The sequence below is a fragment of the Amaricoccus sp. W119 genome (genome assembly GCF_047275745.1).
Lineage (GTDB): Bacteria > Pseudomonadota > Alphaproteobacteria > Rhodobacterales > Rhodobacteraceae > Amaricoccus.
Genome location: NZ_JBKQWU010000007.1, coordinates 88,295 through 107,243, shown reverse-complemented (window position 1 = coordinate 107,243; position 18,949 = coordinate 88,295). Strand labels below are relative to the sequence as shown.

General features: G+C 66.6%; 15 protein-coding genes and 1 tRNA gene. 10 read left to right on the top strand and 6 right to left on the bottom strand.

Features of this window, described 5'->3' with window-relative positions; translation table 11 throughout:
• Positions 1–5: 5 nt before the first annotated feature.
• From ACLJK8_RS06540 to ACLJK8_RS06530, 3 genes are read left to right on the top strand one after another with little or no spacing between them, the layout of a single operon-like run.
• A complete protein-coding gene (locus tag ACLJK8_RS06540; RefSeq protein ID WP_413149299.1) occupies positions 6–797 on the top strand; it encodes a TatD family hydrolase in 792 nt (263 codons plus the stop codon).
• Entirely contained in the window at positions 797–1,606 is an 810-nt protein-coding gene (locus ACLJK8_RS06535) for an MBL fold metallo-hydrolase (RefSeq protein ID WP_413149298.1), read from the top strand. The genes ACLJK8_RS06540 and ACLJK8_RS06535 overlap by 1 nt, the downstream gene beginning before the upstream one ends.
• Positions 1,603–2,553, top strand: a complete 951-nt coding sequence (locus ACLJK8_RS06530) for an AEC family transporter (RefSeq protein ID WP_413149297.1) — start codon at positions 1,603–1,605, stop codon at positions 2,551–2,553. The genes ACLJK8_RS06535 and ACLJK8_RS06530 overlap by 4 nt, the downstream gene beginning before the upstream one ends.
• Here ACLJK8_RS06530 and ACLJK8_RS06525 read toward each other — a convergent pair.
• The 3 genes from ACLJK8_RS06525 to ctaD form a co-directional block, all read right to left on the bottom strand.
• The gene (locus tag ACLJK8_RS06525) at positions 2,547–3,107 is read right to left on the bottom strand and encodes a hypothetical protein (protein ID WP_413149296.1); all 561 of its coding nucleotides are present in this window, start codon (positions 3,105–3,107) and stop codon (positions 2,547–2,549) included. The genes ACLJK8_RS06530 and ACLJK8_RS06525 overlap by 7 nt on opposite strands.
• Positions 3,108–3,200: 93 nt before the next feature.
• A complete protein-coding gene (locus ACLJK8_RS06520) occupies positions 3,201–3,773 on the bottom strand; it encodes a DUF2244 domain-containing protein (RefSeq protein WP_413149295.1) in 573 nt (190 codons plus the stop codon).
• Positions 3,774–3,819: 46 nt separating this feature from the next.
• Positions 3,820–5,460: a cytochrome c oxidase subunit I gene (gene ctaD / locus ACLJK8_RS06515; RefSeq protein WP_413149294.1), complete on the bottom strand. Its 1,641-nt coding sequence runs from the start codon at positions 5,458–5,460 to the stop codon at positions 3,820–3,822.
• Positions 5,461–5,634: 174 nt separating this feature from the next.
• Here ctaD and ACLJK8_RS06510 point away from each other — a divergent pair, with 174 nt between their 5' ends.
• The gene (locus ACLJK8_RS06510; protein WP_413149293.1) at positions 5,635–6,165 is read left to right on the top strand and encodes an MmcB family DNA repair protein; all 531 of its coding nucleotides are present in this window, start codon (positions 5,635–5,637) and stop codon (positions 6,163–6,165) included.
• A 10-nt stretch (positions 6,166–6,175) separates the two neighbouring features.
• Here the strand turns inward: ACLJK8_RS06510 and ACLJK8_RS06505 are convergent, their stop codons facing one another.
• Positions 6,176–6,415, bottom strand: coding sequence for a DUF6324 family protein (locus ACLJK8_RS06505; RefSeq protein ID WP_413149292.1), 240 nt, complete (start codon positions 6,413–6,415; stop codon positions 6,176–6,178).
• 191 nt (positions 6,416–6,606) lie between these two features.
• On the opposite strand from ACLJK8_RS06505, the gene ACLJK8_RS06500 reads away from it, so the two are divergent.
• From ACLJK8_RS06500 to ACLJK8_RS06490, 3 genes are all read left to right on the top strand, one after another.
• Positions 6,607–6,683 (top strand) — tRNA-His (locus ACLJK8_RS06500).
• Between the two features lie 658 nt (positions 6,684–7,341).
• A complete protein-coding gene (locus ACLJK8_RS06495) occupies positions 7,342–8,079 on the top strand; it encodes a hypothetical protein (RefSeq protein ID WP_413149291.1) in 738 nt (245 codons plus the stop codon).
• A gap of 81 nt (positions 8,080–8,160) precedes the next feature.
• On the top strand, positions 8,161–8,610 hold the full coding sequence (locus ACLJK8_RS06490; RefSeq protein ID WP_413149290.1) for a hypothetical protein: 450 nt from the start codon (positions 8,161–8,163) through the stop codon (positions 8,608–8,610).
• Between the two features lie 1,037 nt (positions 8,611–9,647).
• On the opposite strand, the gene treY is transcribed toward ACLJK8_RS06490, so the two are convergent.
• A complete protein-coding gene (treY, locus tag ACLJK8_RS06485; protein ID WP_413149289.1) occupies positions 9,648–12,158 on the bottom strand; it encodes a malto-oligosyltrehalose synthase in 2,511 nt (836 codons plus the stop codon).
• Positions 12,155–13,936 carry a malto-oligosyltrehalose trehalohydrolase gene (treZ, locus tag ACLJK8_RS06480; protein WP_413149288.1) on the bottom strand — a complete coding sequence of 594 codons (1,782 nt, stop codon included), beginning with the start codon at positions 13,934–13,936 and terminating at the stop codon, positions 12,155–12,157. Before treZ ends, treY begins: the two co-directional genes overlap by 4 nt.
• A gap of 254 nt (positions 13,937–14,190) precedes the next feature.
• Here treZ and fdnG point away from each other — a divergent pair, with 254 nt between their 5' ends.
• From fdnG to ACLJK8_RS06465, 3 genes are read left to right on the top strand one after another with little or no spacing between them, the layout of a single operon-like run.
• Positions 14,191–17,280 carry a formate dehydrogenase-N subunit alpha gene (gene fdnG, locus ACLJK8_RS06475; protein ID WP_413149287.1) on the top strand — a complete coding sequence of 1,030 codons (3,090 nt, stop codon included), beginning with the start codon at positions 14,191–14,193 and terminating at the stop codon, positions 17,278–17,280.
• Positions 17,277–18,251 carry a formate dehydrogenase subunit beta gene (gene fdxH, locus ACLJK8_RS06470; RefSeq protein WP_413149286.1) on the top strand — a complete coding sequence of 325 codons (975 nt, stop codon included), beginning with the start codon at positions 17,277–17,279 and terminating at the stop codon, positions 18,249–18,251. The genes fdnG and fdxH overlap by 4 nt, the downstream gene beginning before the upstream one ends.
• Positions 18,248–18,934 (top strand): formate dehydrogenase subunit gamma, encoded by a 687-nt coding sequence (locus ACLJK8_RS06465; protein WP_413149285.1) that lies wholly within the window; start codon positions 18,248–18,250, stop codon positions 18,932–18,934. Before fdxH ends, ACLJK8_RS06465 begins: the two co-directional genes overlap by 4 nt.
• The last annotated feature ends 15 nt before the right edge of the window (positions 18,935–18,949 follow it).

Here is an 18,949-nt window from a genome sequence, read left to right as displayed (position 1 = left end):
GCCTCATGTCCCAGCCCGCCGAACTCGTCGACAGCCATTGCCACCTCGATTTCCCCGATCTGATCGGAGACCTCGACGCGGTCGTCGCGCGGGCGAAGGCGGCGGGCGTGACGCGGATGGTGACGATCTGCACCCGGCTCCGGAGCGAGCCGGAGGTCCGCGCGATCGCCGAGGCGCACGAGGGCGTCTACTACGCCGCCGGCACCCATCCGATGTCGGCGCATGAGGAACCGCTCGTCACCGTCGAAGAACTGGTGGCGCTGGCCGCGCATCCGAAATTCGTCGGCATCGGCGAGACCGGGCTCGACTATCACTATACCGCCGAGAGCGCGGAGATTCAGCGCGAGAGCCTATGGCTGCATATCGAGGCGGCGCGGCGGACCGGGCTGCCGCTCATCATCCACGCGCGCGACGCCGACGCGGACATGGGCCGGATTCTGACTGAGGAACACGCCGCGGGCGCCTTCGCCTGCGTGATGCATTGTTTCACCTCGTCCGCCGAACTCGCGGAAACCGCGCTCGGCCTCGATTTCTACCTCTCGATCTCCGGCATAGCGACATTCAAGAGCGCGAAAGGCTTGCGCGAGATCTTCGCCGCAGCGCCGCGCGACCGGCTGCTCGTCGAGACCGACAGCCCGTATCTCGCGCCCCTGCCCCACCGCGGCAAGCGCAACGAGCCCGCCTTCGTCGCCGATACCGCGCGGGCGATGGCGCCGGTGCTGGGGATGGAGCCGGAGGAACTCGCGGCGCTGACCTCGGCCAATTTCGACCGGCTCTTCACCCGGGCGGCGCGGTGATGGCGCGGCTCCGGGTCACCATCCTCGGCTGCGGTTCCTCGGGCGGCGTTCCCCGCCTCGGCGGGCTCTGGGGCGCCTGCGATCCGGACGAGCCGAGGAACTACCGCCGCCGCTGCTCGATCCTCGTGGAGCGGTTCGAGGGCGACGGGAGCGAAGATGCGGCGACCCGCGTTCTGGTCGATACCTCACCGGACCTGCGCGCCCAGCTTCTCGACGCCAACGTGGGCCTGCTCGACGCGGTGGCCTATACCCATCCTCACGCGGACCATGTGCACGGCATCGACGATCTGAGGATGATCGTCTTCAACCGGCAGTCCCGGTTGCCGGTCTGGGCCGATGAGCCGACCTCGGAATCGCTGCTCGACCGGTTCGGCTATGCCTTCATCCAGCCGCCCGGCAGCATGTACCCCCCGATCCTCGACCTGCGGCTCATCGACGGCGCCTTCACCATCGACGGCGCCGGCGGCCCGATCGAGTTCCGGCCGTTCGAGGTCGAGCACGGGCGCATCCGCGCGCTCGGGTTCCGGATCAAGGACTTCGCCTATCTGCCTGATGTCTCTGACATACCCGAAGAGACATGGCCGGCGCTCGACGGGCTCGAACTGCTGGTGATCGACGCCCTCCGCTACCGGCCGCACCCGACACACGCGCATCTCGAACGCACGCTCGAATGGATCAGGCGCTGCCGGCCGGCGCGGGCGGTCCTGACCAACATGCACATCGATCTCGACTATGCGACGCTGGCCGCCGAACTGCCGCCCGGGGTGGTCCCGGCGCATGACGGCATGACGCTGGAGATCACGCCTTGATCGGCGCGATCATCGTCATCATCCTGCCCGTCTTCATCGTGATGGGAGTCGGCTTCGCGGCGGCGAAGACCCGGCTCTTTCCACCCCCGGCCGTCGACGGGCTGATGCTGTTCACACAGATGGTCGGCGTGCCCTGCGTCCTCTTCAGCGCGATCGTCGACCTCGATCTCGGCGCGGCCTTCAATCCGGCGCTGCTGTTCTCCTTCTATTCCGGGGCCATCGCCAGTTTCGCGATCGGCGTCCTCCTGATGATGCGGGTCTTCCACCGCAGGCCGGGCGAATCCGTCGCGATCGCCTTCGGCGCGCTTTTCTCCAACTCGCTGCTGCTCGGCCTGCCGATCATCGGTCGCGCCTATGGCGAAGGGCCGCTGGCGCCGAATTACGCGATCATCTCGATCCATGCTCCGGTCTGCTATCTCGTCGGCATCACCACGATGGAAATGGTGCGCGCCGATGGTCAGAGCCTCATCGCGACCACGCGGGCGGTGGCGCGGGCGATGTTCCGAAACGCGCTGATGATCGGACTGATCCTCGGCTTCGTCGTGAATCTCGGCCATATTCCCTATCCGGAGGTGATCCGGGGCGCGGTCGAGATGATCGCCGACGCGGCCCTGCCGGTGGCGCTGGTCGGCCTCGGGGGGGTGCTGTCGCGCTATCGCCTGCGCTCCTCCCTTGGCGAGGCCGGCACGATCTCGGCCCTGTCGCTCATCCTGCATCCGCTGATCGCGCTCGTGCTCACGCATTATGTCTTCGGCCTGCCGCCCGATTTCGTGCGCGCGGCGGTCGTCACCGCGTCGATGGCGCCGGGCGTCAACGCCTTCCTTTTCGCGAGCCTCTACCGCCGCGGGGAGCCGGAAGCGGCGAGCACGGTCCTGCTCGCCACCATTCTCACGGTCGTCACCGCCTCGGCCTGGATCGCCACCCTCGACACGCTGCTGCCTCAGTAGGCCGCGAGCGCCTCGAAATCCATCGCGTCGAGCAGGAGCTTCTTGTCATCGGAGGGCGCATCGCCCGCGACCGTGACGAGCACCCGGTTGTTCACGAGGCCGCGCAGCTCGCCGTCGATCTCGCTGAACTCGACGCGCTGGATTCGCATCGGTTTCGCCCCGCTGAACTGCGCGAGGCCGCCCATCATCGCCCCAAGGCTGGTCACCATCGGCGAATCCGCGAGCAACGTGAGCGTGGCCTCGGTCGCCGCCTTCGCATAGACCGCCGAGACCGTCGTTCCGCCGCCGAACATCGCCATGCCCATGCCTTCGTCATCGGGCGCCTGATCCTCGCGCGACCAGCCCTCCGGCGCCGGCGGCAGGAAGCGCGCCAGCGCCTCGGCCTTCTGGCTGCCGAGCAGCTTCGTCGCGTAGTCGAGATCCTCGCTCGCCGCCTTCACGTTGCCTTCGCGATAAGCGCTGAGCGCGCTTTCGAGCGTATCGGTGAACTCGTCCGCCCGGACGGGCAACGCCGCGCAGACGAGAAGCGTGGAAGCGAGAATGAGGCGGGACATCGCAGGTTTCTCCCTCTTTGCGACCGGCGACCCGCGGTGGCCCGATCGCCGGCCACCGCTCATCGAAGTTATAGGCCGCGAGGCGCCGATGCGTCAGTGCGAATCTGGCCGCGAACGTTCGGAACCGGGCTCGTGCGGGCGGCTCGCCCGGGCGCGGGCGAAGGCGATTTCGAGGTCGGCGCCAAGGCTCTCGCGCTCCTCCGGGCTCAGGAAGGCGCCGAGTTCGATCTCGCGCCCCCCGCCGGTCAATGTGAGATAACGCTCGACCGGCCCGTCGTCGCGCAGCGCGATCCGGACCCAGTGCGGGTTGGCCTGCCACCGCCGCACGGTGCCCCCCCGGGGTTCGCGCCGCTCCACCGTCACGAGATCCGGCCAGATCCGGATACGTTCGGTCAGCCGCCCGTCGGCGTAGTTGCGGCGGATGGCGAAATAGAGCGCGAGCAGCGCCGCGAGCGAGAACGGGACCAGCCCGAGCGCGAGGCTGGTGCCGAGCAGCGCGATGATCGGCAGCGCCAGGCCGGTCGCGACGATGCCGAGCACCCAGGCGAAGCCCCGGCGGCTGAGCGAGCGGTTCGGCCAGATCGTCAGATCGAGCAGCGGCGGATCGTCCCGCGCGAATGGATCGGGGGCGCGCGTCGATCCGCCCGCCCCCGTCGTCTGGGTCATCCCGTGACCTTTCGCTTCGGCCCCTCCCGACGGGGCTCCCGCCGCCTCAGTGGGTCTTGTGATCCCACATGTCCGGTGTCGGCAGCGTTTCGAACGTGTGCTCCGGCGGCGGGTTCGAGAGCGTCCATTCCAGCGTCTGGTCCGGCTGCGGGCCCCAGTAGGCCGGGTCCGTCACCCGCTCGCCCCGGCGCAGCGTGTACCAGACGACGCCGAAGAAGAAGAGGAAGCTGATCCCCGAGAGGAAGGCGCCCATCGAGGACACGAAGTTCCAGAGCGCGAACTGCTCGGGATAGTCCATGTAGCGCCGCGGCATGCCCTGCCGGCCGAGGAAGTGCTGCGGGAAGAAGGTGAGGTTCGCGCCGATGAACATCATCCAGAAATGCAGCTTGCCCGCCCATTCCGGATACTGCCGCCCGGACATCTTGCCGATCCAGTAATAGATGCCGGCGAAGAGGCAGAAGACGGCGCCGAGGCTCATCACATAGTGGAAATGCGCGACCACGTAGTAGGTGTCGTGATAGGCCCGGTCGATCGCCGCCTGGCTGAGCACGACGCCGGTGACGCCGCCCACGGTGAAGAGGAAAAGGAAGCCCATCGCCCAGAGCATGGGCGTCTTGAACTCGATCGAGCCGCCCCACATCGTCGCGATCCAGGAGAAGATCTTGATGCCGGTCGGCACCGCGATGACCATGGTCGCGAGCATGAAGTAGCTCTGCTGCGTCGGCGACATGCCGACCGTGTACATGTGATGCGCCCAGACGACGAAGCCGAGCGCGCCGATCGCGATCATCGCATAGACCATCGGCAGGTAGCCGAAGATCGGCTTGCGCGAGAAGGTCGAGATCACGTGGGAGACGATGCCGAACCCGGGCACGATGATGATGTAGACCTCCGGATGGCCGAAGAACCACAGGATGTGCTGGTAGAGGATCGGGTCGCCGCCGCCGTCGGGCGAGAAGAAGGTGGTGCCGAAGTTGCGGTCGGTCAGCAGCATGGTGATCGCGCCGGCGAGAACCGGGAGCGCGAGCAGGATCATGAAGGCGGTGACGACCACCGACCACGGGAAGAGCGGCACCTTGTGCAGCGTCATGCCGGGCGCGCGCATGTTGAGGAAGGTGGTGATGATGTTGATCGCGCCGAGGATCGAGGAGATGCCCGAGAGGTGGACGGCGAAGATCGCGAGATCCATCGACATCCCCGCCTCGCGCGTCGAAAGCGGCGGATAGAGCACCCAGCCCACGCCCGACCCGGCGAGCCCGTTGCCGCCCGGTGCGAAGAGCGAGACGACCGCGAGGGAGGTGCCGGCGACGTAGAGCCAGAAGCTCAGGTTGTTCATCCGCGGGAAGGCCATGTCGGGCGCGCCGATCATGAGCGGCATGAAGTAGTTGCCGAACCCGCCGAAGAGCCCCGGGATGACGACGAAGAACATCATCAGGATGCCGTGACCGGTCACGAGCACGTTCCAGATGTGGCCGTTCGGCACGCCATCGATGTTCATGTACTGAACACCCGGCTCCATGAGCTCGAGCCGCATGTACATGGTGAAGGAGACCGAGACGAGGCCGACGATCGCCGCGGTCACCAGATAGAGAATGCCGATGTCCTTGTGGTTCGTGGACATGAACCATCGGGTGAAGAAGCCGGGCTTCGGGTGATCGGCGTGGCTATGGGCGGCTGCGTCGGCCATGAAATTCCTCCTGTCAGCCCGACGGTTCCGGTCGCGTCGGCGCTACGGCTGGTATGATCTCTAACTGGGCCGTGAGCACGTCTCAAGCCCCGAATGGTTGCAACGCGCGGCCGAGCGTGGCCCAGGGTCGGCCCGAGGTTGACGCTGGGCGGGGTGGAGGCCAGATTCGACCCCATGAGCGCCGCTTCCCCACCCGACCGGCATACGCCCGGGCCGGCCCCGCCCGACGCGGCCCCGCCGGAACGGACCCTGCCGGGATTGCCGGGGCAGCGGCTCGCGCGCGGTGTCCAGCGCCACCTGCGCGGGCTCAATTTCGCCTGTCTGTTCGAATTCGTCCCCACGCCGGGGCTCAGGGTCGATGTCATGGCGCTCGGACCGCGGGGCGAGCTCTGGATCGTCGAATGCAAGTCGAGCCGCGTGGACTTCGTGTCCGATCGCAAGTGGACCGGCTATCTCGAGTGGTGCGACCGTTTCTTCTTCGCGGTCGACATGGATTTCCCGGCCGAGATCCTGCCGGAGGGCGCTGGGCTGATCCTCGCGGACGCCTTCGACGCCGAGGTCCAGCGCTGGCCCGAGGCGCACCCGCTCGCCGCCGCGCGACGCCGGGCGCTGGTCCAGCGTTTCGCCCGCGTCGCCGCCGGACGCCTCGGCGCGCTGATCGACCCGGGGCCAGCCGGATCGCCGTTCCGCGCCGATCTCGCGTGAGAGCGCTGGCCTAGCGGCGCTTGCCTGCCTTGCCAGGGCTCCCCTTCTCGCCCGGCTTCGCCTTCTCCCCCATGGCGCGGGCGCGGGCGGCGGCGGCCCGAAGCTCCTCCGCGATCTCCTCCGCCTCGTCGGGGTCGAAGTCGAGCGGCAGTTCAACGGTCTCGGTCGCTATATAGAGGCGGACCATGCCGAGACTGGTCGGACCGATCTGCAGATTCGCCGCGACATCGCTTTCGCTGTTGATCCCCATGGCGCTCCGGACCTCCGTCACCGGCCTCTGTCTCGATGTCCGCCATTCTCCGCGACGCGGTGTCCGACCGCAAGAGGCGGCCCCGGGAGTCCGGCTCCAAGCTCGGCCCGGTTCGGTGGGCAGGCTCGACGGGGGAGATTCGGAAGGTCTTGCATTCCCGCGACCCTGACTGTAACTGCTCGCCTCACGGTGCCGGCGTAGCTCAGTTGGTTAGAGCGCCTGATTGTGGATCAGGAGGTCCCCCGTTCAAGCCGGGGCGCTGGTACCATATCCCATCCAACGGGATTTCCCTTCCGACATGGTTCGACCGGCACAGCGGGGCGGCTTCCGTCAGCCACGCGCGCCAAGCGATTACCGGCCGAACCTCCGCCTCCCACCTGATTCTCCCGGCTCCGCCAGCCACGGCTTTCCCGGACCGCGGCTCCGCTTCCGGCGGGCGTTGCCGGAATACGATCACGCGACCCCGCATCCACGTGATGGCTCCGGCACCACCCGATCGGGCCCGCGATGCCACTCCCAAAACGATACCGACCGGCCTCGTCGCTACGGTTCACCTCTCCGAGACCTGGGAATACGTTTACGGAGCCGGCACCGAAAAAGTTTCCTACGAAGGTCTTGGTCTGCTCGGTACCGGTGTGATAGAATGATCGTGAAGAGGGTTGAGTCCATATTCCGGCTCTGGGGTGGTTCTTTCTACAACGTGTGCGTTTGTCAGGCGAATATTCCTCGCCCGTCTTCTCTGTACGTTTAGCTTGTTGTACCTGTTTGTACTGTAATAATTGTGCAAATTGACTTGCCTTTGGTTAACTGCTAAATGATTCTCCGTTCCCGGATCTTAAAAAGCATAATCGCGAGGGGACGAACGGGTGGAAACGCCAGCTCGGTATTTTATCACCGGCTGGCATCGAAATTAAGGGAGTAGTATTATGGGTATCACGAAAGCCGCCGTCGCGACTTTTGCTGCCTTGGCGCTTTCCGCGTCCTTCGCCATGGCCCAGAACAATGGGAACGGCAATGGCAACGGCAACGGCAATGTCGGAAGCGACAACGGTAACTTCAACGGCAACTACAACGCGGGGAGCGGCAACGGGAACCTGAACGGCAACCGGAACACCGGCAACGGCAACGGCAACCTCAACGGCAATGCCAACTCCGGCAACCTGAACGGGAATGCCAACGGAAACTACAACTCCGGCAACCTCAACGGTAATGCCAACGGCAACATCAACACCGGTGACCGCAACGGCAACGTGAACGGCAACGCCAACAACGGCAGTGCCAACGGCAACATCAACGGCAACAACAATGCCGGCAACGCCAACGGCAACATCAACGGCAACGCCAACGACGGCAGCGCCAACGGCAACGTGAACGGCAACTCGAACGCCGGCAACCGCAACGGGAACCTGAACGGCAACCGCAACACCGGCAACTTCAACGGCAACATCAACGGCAACGCCAACGTCGGCAACCGCAACGGCAGCCGGAACGGCAACCTCAACAACGGCAGCGGCAACGGCAACGCCAACGGCAACATCAACACCGGCAACCGCAACGGCCGCCGCAACGGCAACCGCAACACCGGCAATGCCAACGGCAACTTCAACGGCAACGACAACCTCGGCAACCGCAACGGCCGCGGCAACGGCAACGACAACAACTGAGACGATAACGTCCGACCGAGCCCACCGCCCCGGCCGGGGCGGTGGGAGCAAACTCAAGTCTCAGAAAAGGGGACGGGGACAATGAGGATAATCCTGCTCACGGCGGCGCTGGCCGTCGGATCGGTTTCTGTTGCTTTCGCCGACGCGGAGTCCTTCAGGAGCAACTTCTCGAACGGTCTCAAGTCGTTCGCCGACAGGGAGAACCGCACAGCCGGCTACGGGAATACGGGAACCAGGAATGTCGGCGTCGGCAATTCGGGCACTCAGAACTACGGGAACGGAAATACCGGCAACAGGAACGTCGGGAGCAGAAACGGCGGGAACGACAACCTCGGTAACATGAACGGTTACGGGAATACTGGTCAGAACAACGGGAATCGCAACATCGGCAATCACAACGGCAGTTTCAATTCCGGTGATGATAACGGGAATGGCAACATCGGTTCCTTTAACGGGAATTACAACGGTGGAAGCAGGAACGGGAACGGGAACATCGGCAACCGTAACGGCAATTTCAACGGCAACAACTGAGCGCCGGCTGATTTCCCAGATTACTGATTGCCAGCCAATTAATTGCCCGCCGAGGGCGAGAGCCCCGCGGGAGCGGGGCGTGGGCGGCGGTTGATCCGGCGCGGATCTCTGCTCCACCGCTCGATGAATTTGAACGGGTGCGACTCTTCGCGCCGCGGACCCGCCATGGCTTGTCCGTCCGGAGATCGCCAGAGCTTAGAGGCCGCATGTCAATGAAGTATCTCATAGTATCGCTCGGTGTGCTGGTCGTTGGCTGCGATGCCGCCACGTCCCCTCCGACCACCCCGACCGGGGGCTCATCATCAAGCGCCGGTGCTTCGGCGGTCGGATCGGGCGGGGGTGGCTCCCAGACCGGAGTCGCCTCCCCCTCGGCACCGTCCGGCGGGGGCGGCTCCGGAGCGAACGATGGGGGCTCATCCGGCCCCGGCGGATCGGCCGGCGATGGCGGGTCGAAAGGTGGCGGAAGCGGCGGCGGCTCGGGTGCCGGGTCCGGGGATAACGCTGGTTCCGGCGGCGCGGGCGCGGGCGGCGGCTCGGGTACCGGCGGCTCGGGATCGGGCGGCTCCGGTGGCGGCACGGGCAAGGGCGATTCAGGTACTGGATCGGGTGGCGGCTCCGGCAACAACAATGGAAACAACAATACCGGTAACAACAACGGAAATAACAATACCGGGAATAATAACGGAAACGACAACTCCGGAAGCAATAACGGCAATAACAATGCCGGCAGCGGTCAGGGTAACAACAGCTCGACCGACGGGAACGGGAACGGCTCCGGTCGCGGGTCCGGGAGCTCCGGTGGCAAGAGCGGCGGTAGCGGCAACGGAAACGGGAACGGCAACGGAAACGGGAACAGCGGTAGCGGCAACGGGAACGGAAACGGCAACGGAAACGGGAACCGCTGAGAACGCGGGGCCGCGCGAGCCTTCCCTGGCTATCGCAGACGAAGGCGCCTCACGGGTATCACCGCGAGGCGCCTTCGCCGTTACCGCCTCGACGCCCTTCGTGATCTTCCACCGGGCGTGCGTTCAGCCTCCTCAGTAGCGCGCGAGCACAGCCACGGGCGCGGCGGCGAAGGGCTCGGCGGCTGGGTCGCCGCTGATCGCTGGCGCCACCAGGTCGCGCCAGCTGCCCACCAACCCCAGCGCGCCGAGCTCGATGTTCATCGTCGCCCCCGGCAGACGGACCACCGTCGCGATGGTCACCTCGCCCCAGCGTCGCGCGAAGGCGAGCAACCGCGCGTTCCCGGTTTCGATCGGGACGTACTCGCCCCTCGAATAGAGTTCGGGATTCGTCTTCCGATGCGCGAGCAGCGCCGCGACCAGCGCGAGCTTCGGCCCGCCCCTGGCGACCCCGCCGAGCAGCGGCGCGCCCGTCCCGTTCCGCAGCGCCCGCAGCATCTCCTCCCGCTCGGCGAAATCGACCGGCCGGCGGTTATCGGGATCGACCAGGCTCTGTTCCCAAAGCTCGGCGCCACGATAGATGTCCGGCACCCCCGGCACCGTGAAGCGCAACACGGTCCCTATGAGCGCGTTGCCGATCGACGCGGGGAACAGCGCCGCCTCGGTCGCGCGGAACCTCGCGAGAAACCGGTTCCCGGGCCCCGCATCGAGCGCGCGATCGACAAGCGCGAGAAGCGCCGCCTCGTAGTCCGGGTCGCCGTTCACCCAGCGCGTGTTCACCGATGCTTCGCGGGAGGATTTCAGCATCGCCTCGCGCAGACGCGGGCGCAAGGCGTCCAGTTCCTGGTGGCCGACCGGGTGATCGGGCCGCCACTCCATCGGCCAGGCCCCGAGAAGCATCTGGAAGAAGAACCAGATCTCGTTCCGATCGACCGGCTGGGCGGGATCGGCGAGCAGCTCGAACCAGTCCGACGCCGCCCGGCTGAAAGCCGCCGGGTCGAGGGCCAGCGCGGCGATCCGCGCCCGCGCATCCTCGCCGCGCTTGGTGTCATGGGTCGAGCCGGTAAGCAGGCAGGCGGGTAGATCGCGGGCGCGCGCCGCGTTCGCCGCGTGGAACTCCTCGACCGACATCCCGTAGACCCCGGGCTCGCAGCCGACCTCGTTGAGCGCGATCAGCCGGGAATGGCGGTAAAGCACCGTATCCTCGACACCTTTCGCCATCACCGGGCCGGTGAACTGTTGCAGGCGGCGCAGGATCGGCAGCCCCTCCGGCCGGTCGAGCGTCAAAAGCGCGCCAAGAAAGTCGAAGGCGTCGGGGCCGATCCCCGGGGCGCCTGGCGCGGCCCGGGCGGCGGCGAGCGCGGCGTCGATCCGCGCGCGCTCCGAGGCGGCGAGACCGGCGGCGTCGGCGTAGGTCCGGTAGACATCGAGCGCGGCCACGAATTCGACCAGCGCGGCGCGCAGCACGTGCGGCGCGATGTCGCGGGACTGGGGATCGTCCCTGGCGACCGCGACCATGGCCGCGAGCAGCGCGTCGAGCTCCCCCGCCATCCGGCCGATCATGATCTCCACCTTGGCGGCGTGGACCATTTCCGGGACGCTCAACGCATGGCCGATGAAGGCGGCATAGGCGTCGTCGAGCGCATCCTCCGTCTCAGGCGGGACCAGCAGCCCATTGATCAGGTTCGCGAATTCATATCCCGTCGTCCCGTCGACCTCCCATCCGGCGGGAAGGTCCTCATGCTCCCCGAGGATCTTCTCCACCCAGATCAGGATCGGGCGCGGCGCGGCGGCGCGCAGCCGCAGGCAGTAGTCGGCGGGGTCGTAGAGCCCGTCGATATGGTCGATCCTGAGGCCATCGACCAGCCCCTCGCCGACGAGATCGAGGATCAGCCGGTGGGTCGCCTCGAAAACCTCCGGCCGCTCGACCCGGACGCCGGCCAGATCGCTCACCGTGAAGAAGCGCCGGTAGTTCATCACCCCATGGTCGATCTCGAATTTCGCCACGCGCCAGTGCTGCCGTGCGATCAGCGCGTCGAGCGCCTCCCTGTCGGCGTTGAGACGCTCGACCGCCCCGCTCTCGCGCCCGAGCGCCTCCGCGTCCTCGGGGCGGAGCGGCAGGCGATGCGTGTCGTGCGCCCAGACCGCGGGGCCGTCCTCGCCGGTCTTCAGCGCCAGATCGCCATCGGCGAGCGCGGCGCCGTAGCTCTTGCCGAGGATCGGCAGCAGGATGCGCCCCGGCACCTCGGGATGATCCCAGTCGATGTCGAACCAGTCCGCGTAGGGGCTCGCCGGTCCTTCGCGCAGGACGCTCTGCCAGTATGCGTTGTCGGTGCCGATCCCCATGTGGTTCGGCACGATGTCGAGAATGAGCCCGAGCCCCTGCTCCCGGAACGCCGCCGCCATGGCGCGGAAGCCAGCCTCGCCGCCGAGTTCGGGATTGATCCGCGTCGGATCGGTCACGTCGTAGCCATGGGTGCTGCCCGGACGGGCGGCGAAGACCGGAGCGGCGTAGACGTGGCTGATGCCGAGCGTCGCCAGATAGGGTGCGAGCGCGCCCGCCTCGGCGAAGCCGAAGCCGGCGTCGAACTGGAGGCGGTAGGTCGCGCGCGGCGGGGTCGGGCGAGCGTCTGGTTCGATGGTCACGCGGTCGCCTCCTCGATCATGAACACGACCTCACCCGCGGGCAGCTCCGCGCCCGGCGTCCCGAGGATCGCCCGTCCCGCTCCGGGTGGAACGGCGCGCGGGCGGTCATCGAGGTTCGCCCGGAGCCTCAGCGTCGCGCCGTCGAGGCGCCAGTCGACGGCGATCACCCCGTCCTCCGCCGCGATGAGCCGCCCGCCGTTCCCGGGCGCGCGGCCGAGGCGCGGCACGATGTCGCGCGCCCGGATCGCCAGCAGCTCCCTGGTGCGCCGCAACGCCGCCGCGCCCGCCTCGCTCTCCCGGTGCGCCCAGTTGATCCGGCTCGCCGCGAAACTGCCCGGATCGTTCGGATCAGGGATCGCCGCGCGCGTCGCTTCATCCCGGAACGCCCCGAAATGCGCGAACTCGCGCCGACGGCCCTCACGCACCGCCTCGGCGAGGTCGCCCTCGAAATCGGTGAAGAAGACGAAAGGCGTGGTTTCGCCCCATTCCTCGCCCATGAAGAGCAGCGGAACATGTGGCGAGAGCAAGAGGATCGCCTGGAGCGCCGCGAGCCGCTCGGGCTTCGCGATCACGCTCAGCCGCTCGCCGAAGGCGCGGTTGCCGACCTGGTCGTGGTTCTGCAGGAAATCGACGAAGGCCAGGGGCGGCAGATGCGCCGAGGGCGTCCCCCGCGCCCCCCCGCCATGCGGCGAATGCTCGCCCTGATAGCCGAAACCTTCCGCCAGAATCCGGCCGAAGGTTTCCCAGTGGTGCTCGGCGAAATCCTCGTAATAGCCCTCGATCTCGCCGGTGGCGATCACATGGGCGGCGTTGTGAAAATCGTCGTTCCATTCCGCGGTGTAGAGCGGGACGGCACCGCCCTCGCCGCGCTCGTGCAGATGCGTGACATTGCGGTTGTCCTCGGTCGTGAGATGGATCTCGCGGTCCGGGAAGGCCGCGCGGATCTCGCGCGCGATCTCGATCAGGATCTCCGGATCAGAGCCCGGATCGCGCACATGGTCGATCGCGTCGAGCCGGAGCCCGTCGAGCCGGTATTCGCCGATCCACCCCAGCGCCGCGTCGATGAAGAACCGGCGCACCGGCGCCCGATCATAGGCGATCGCCGCGCCCCAGGGCGTCGGCGCCCCCTCGCGAAAGAACTCCGGCGCGTAGGCTGCGAGATAGTTCCCAGAGGCGCCGAAGTGGTTGAAAACCACATCGAGCAGCACCATCAGTCCCCGCGCATGGGCCGCGTCCACCAGAGCGCGCAGGTCGTCCGGCGTGCCATAGGCGTTGTGCGGCGCGCGGAGCAGCACGCCGTCGTAGCCCCAGCCGCGGTTTCCGTCGAATTGCGAGACCGGCATGAGCTCTATCGCGGTGAAGCCGGTCTCGACGAGATGGTCGAGCCGGTCGATCGCCGCGCGGAACGTGCCCTCCGGCGTGAAGGTCCCGACGTGAAGCTCGCAGATCGCCGCCTCGGCCCAGGGCCTCCCGGGCCACTCTGTCCGCCAGACATGGGCCGAAGGATCGACCACGAGCGAGGCCCCGTGCACATCGCCGGCCTGCGCCCGCGCCGCCGGGTCCGGCACGAAGAGACCGTTCCCGAGGACGAAACCGTATCGGTCACCCGGCCGCGCCTCGGCGGTGACCGAGAACCAGCCGTCCGGGCCAGGCTTCATCGGCAGATCACGCCCTTCGAGGCGCAAGGTGAGCGCCCCCTGCGACGGAGCCCAGAGACGGAAGGCCCGCCCCTCTCCATCCGGCTCGCTTCCCCAGCGGCGGGCTCCGTCCCCCATCATCGCCGGCGCCCCGTCACGGTGTCCCGGCGATCCCTCACGACGCAGAAGTCATTCACGCGACATCCCTCTCGCACGATCTCGGACTCAAAAGCGCGCGGGCCCCCGAGCGGTTCCAGCGCCGCCGCTCCAAAGGCCGAATTGCCGCGCCGCGACAAGGAACCGCCCGACTTTGGAACAGTTGACGCAGGGGCAGGCAAGCATATTCTCGAAACCAGCTATCCGCATTCTCGAGACAGCCAATGAGGAGGACGACGATGAACGTGGACCTCTCACGCCGGGGCTTCCTGAAGCTCGCAGGCGTGGGTGTCGCTGCCACATCGGTCGGTGCGATGGGCTTCGGCGAGGCCGAAGCCGCGGAGATCGCGCATGTCAGGGATTTCAAGCTCTGGACGACGACCGAGGCGCGCAACACCTGCCCATATTGCTCCGTCGCCTGCGGGATCATCCTCTATTCGAAGGGCGACCCGAAACAGGGCGACGCCGACCTTCTCCATATCGAAGGCGACGCCGACCATCCGACGAACCGGGGCACGCTCTGCCCGAAGGGCTCCGCGCTCAAGGATTTCGTCAAGGCACCGACCCGGCTCACCCGGCCGATGCATCGCAAGCCCGGCTCCGACCGGTTCGAGCCGATCAGCTGGGAGGAGGCGATCGAGAAGATCGCGCGGGCGATCAAGGACGATCGCGACGCCAACCTCATCACCGAGAACGCGGATGGCCTCACGGTGAACCGCTGGACGAGCGCCGGCTATCTCGCCGCCTCGGCCACCACGAACGAAACCGCCTGGGCGACGACGAAAGTCATCAAGGCCCTCGGCGTCGCGGGATTCGATAACCAGGCGCGTGTCTGACACGGACCGACGGTGGCCAGTCTGGCTCCAAGCTTCGGTCGCGGTGCGATGACCAACTCCTGGACGGACATCAAGAATACCGATCTTGTCATCGTGATGGGTGGCAACGCCGCGGAGGCGCATCCCTGCGGCTTCAAATGGGTGACGGAGGCGAAGGCGCAGCGCGGCGCCAAGCTCATCGTCGTCGACCCGCGCTTCACCCGCACGGCCTCGGTCGCGGACTACTACGCCCCGATCCGGCCCGGCTCGGACATCGCCTGGCTGATGGGGATGATCCGCTGGTGCATCGAGAACGACAAGGTGCAGTGGGACTACGTTCGCAACTACACCAACGCCAGCCTGATCGTGAACGAGGGCTTCGGCTGGTCCGACGGGCTCTTCACCGGCTATGACGAGGAGAAACGCGACTACGACCGTTCGACCTGGGAATACCAGATCGGCGAGGACGGATTCGCGCGGACCGATCCGACGCTTGCGGACCCGCGCTGCGTCTGGAACCTGCTGAAGGCGCATGTCGATCCCTATACGCCCGAGACGGTGGAGCGGATCTGCGGCACGCCGAAGGACCGGTTCCTGCATATCGCGGAGATGATCGGCGAATGCTCGTCGCCGACCAGGACCATGACCTCGATGTACGCGCTCGGCTGGACCCAGCATTCCAAGGGGTCGCAGAACATCCGCGGCATGGCGATGCTCCAGCTCATCCTCGGCAATATCGGGGTCAGGGGCGGCGGGATGAACGCGCTGCGCGGCCATTCCAACATCCAGGGCCTGACCGATATCGGTCTCATGTCGAACCTGCTCCCCGGCTATCTCGCGATGCCGACGGAGAAGGACATCGACTTCGAGACCTACATGTCGACGAAGCAGTTCAAGCCGCTCCGGCCGAACCAGACGAGCTACTGGCAGAACTACCGCAAGTTCATGGTCTCCTACATGAAGGCGATGTGGGGCGATCATGCGACGGCGGAGAACGGCTGGTGCTTCGACTACCTGCCCAAGCTCGATGTCGCGAACTACGACATCCTGCGCATGTTCGAGATGATGAGCAAAGGCGAGGTGAACCTCTACTTCTGCCAGGGCTTCAACCCGCTGCTCGCCTTCCCGAACCGGGCCAAGCTCACCGAGGCGCTCTCGAAGCTGAAGCTTCTCGTGACCATGGACCCGCTTGAGACCGAGACGGCGCGGTTCTGGGAGAATCACGGCGACTTCAACGACGTGGACACCGCCTCGATCCAGACGGAGGTGATCCAGCTCCCCTCCACCTGTTTCGCGGAGGACGAGGGTTCGCTCACCAATTCCGGGCGCTGGCTGCAATGGCACTGGCCCGGGGCGACACCGCCGGGCGAGGCGAAGTTCGACACCGCGATCATGGCGGAGATCTTCGTGCGCGTCCGCGAGCTCTACCGCGAGGAAGGCGGCGCCGTGCCGGAGCCGATCCTGAACCTCTCCTGGGACTACGCCGACCCGAAGGACCCGACCCCGGAGGAACTCGCGCGCGAGATCAACGGCCGCGCACTCTCGACGGTGCGCGATGCGACCGACCCGACCAAGGTTCTGGCGGAGACCGGGCAGCAGCTGCTGAACTTCAGCCAGCTGCGCGACGACGGCTCGACCATGTCCGGCTGCTGGATCTATTCCGGCTGCTGGAACGAGAACGGCAACAACATGGCCCGCCGGGATACCAGCGATCCCGACGACACCGGCGCCTATCTCAACTGGTCGTTCTCCTGGCCCGTCAACCGGCGCATCCTCTACAACCGCGCCTCCGCCGATCTCGACGGCAAGCCCTGGGACCCGAGCCGCAAGCTCATCGAGTGGACGGGCGCGAAATGGGAGGGTTACGACGTGCCCGACATTTCGCCGACCGCCGCGCCGCGCGATGTGATGCCGTTCATCATGAACCCCGAGGGCATGTCGCGGCTCTTCTCGCGCGGGCTGATGCGCGACGGGCCCTTCCCGATGCACGCGGAACCCTTCGAGTCGCCGATCGCGAACTTCCTCAACCCCGAGATCCGCGGCAACCCCGCCGCGCGCATCTTCGAGGCGGACGCCGCGCAGCTCGGAACCTCGGAGGCCTTCCCCTATGTCGGCACCTCCTACCGGCTGACCGAGCATTTCCACTACTGGACGAAGCACAACCCGGTGAATTCCGTGCTGCAGCCGCAGTTCTTCGTGGAGATCTCGGAACAGCTCGCGGAGGAGAAGGGGATTTCAGGCGGCGACTGGGTGCGGGTCTGGTCGAACCGCGGCTCGATCAAGGCCAAGGCGATGGTGACGAAGCGGATCAAGCCGCTCAGTTGCGACGGCAAGACGGTGCATGTCGTCGGCATTCCGCTGCACTGGGGCTTCACCGGCGCCGCGCGCAAGGGATTCGGCCCGAACTCGCTGACCCCCTTCGTCGGCGACGCGAATGTCGAGACGCCTGAGACCAAGGCGTTCCTCGTCAATATCGAGCCAACGACCGCGCCAAGCGAGGGAGCCACGTCATGACCACGGCCCCGGAACCCACCACCGCGCGGTCGAATCCGCCGGTCGAGCAACTCGACAGCTATTTCGGCCCGGCGGATGTCGTCCGCCGGTCCGCGACCCTCGACCTGCCTCGGCCGGAGCGGGAACTGACCAAGGTTGCGAAACTGATCGACGTGACCAAATGCATCGGCTGCAAGGCGTGCCAGTCGGCCTGTATCGAGTGGAACGACACCCATCCGGAGATCGAGGAATTCGTCGGGTCCTACATGAACCCGCACGACCTCACGCCCGAGATGTTCACGCTCATGCGGTTCACCGAATGGGACAATCCCGAGACCAACCAGCTCGAATGGCTGATCCGCAAGGACGGCTGCATGCATTGCGAGGACCCGGGCTGTCTCAAGGCCTGCCCGGCGCCGGGCGCCATCGTGCAATATTCCAACGGCATCGTCGATTTCATCTCGGAGAACTGCATCGGCTGCGGCTATTGCGTCTCCGGATGCCCGTTCGACATCCCGCGGATCTCGCAGGTCACGCATACGGCGCATAAATGCACCCTCTGCTCCGACCGTATCGCGGTCGGCCAGGGCCCGGCCTGCGCCAAGGCCTGTCCGACCGAATGCATCACCTTCGGCACCAAGGAGGACATGAAGGCCCATGCCGAGGAGCGCATCGCCGATCTGAAGTCGCGCGGCTTCGAAAATGCCGGGCTCTACGATCCGCAGGGCGTCGGTGGCACGCATGTGATGTATGTGCTCCATCACGCCGACAAGCCCGAGATCTACGCGGACCTGCCGGCCGATCCGAAGATCTCCGCCGTCGTCGAGACCTGGAAGGGCGTGACCAAATACGTGGGCCTCGCCGCGATGGGGATGATGGCGGTCGGTGCCACGCTGCACGGCTTCCTCGCACGCGCCAATGAGGTGAGCCGCGAGGACGAGGAGCAGGCCGAGGATCTCGTGGAAACCGAGGACGGAGGGCCGAAGCGATGAGCGAGCGTGTCTATTCCCAATCCGGCGACCGGATCGAGAGCGTCGAGCCGGTCACCGTCCGCCGCTACGGCCCCGCCACCCGGGTCAATCACTGGATCACCGCGACGAGCCTCGTCCTCCTGCTGATCTCGGGCCTGGCGCTCTTCCATCCGTCGCTCTTCTTCCTCACCGGGCTCTTCGGCGGCGGGCAGACGACGCGGATGCTGCATCCCTGGATCGGCGTGATCCTGTTCCTCAGCTTCTTCGTCCTCTTCTGCCGCATGGCGAAGCTCAACCTGCCGGCGAAGGAGGATGCGACCTGGCTTTCGCATCCGGGCGAGATCCTGTCGGGGCAGGAGGAGAAGCTGCCGGAGCTCGGCAAGTACAACGCCGGGCAGAAGATCGTCTTCTGGGCGATGACGGTGCTCATCCTCGTGCTGATCGCCACCGGCATCGTGATGTGGCAGCAGTATTTCGCCGGCGTCGTGTCGATTCCGGTTCGGCGGGTGGCGACGATGCTGCACTCGATGGCGGCGGTGCTGATCATCTGCGTCTTCATCGTCCATGTCTACGCGGCGATCTGGACGCGCGGCACCATCCGCGCCATGACAAGGGGCACGGTGACCGGCGGCTGGGCCTGGCGCCATCACCGGAAATGGCTGCGCGAACTGGCCCGGCTCGACCGGACGGGTCCCGCGGAGTAGGCCCGGGAGAGAACG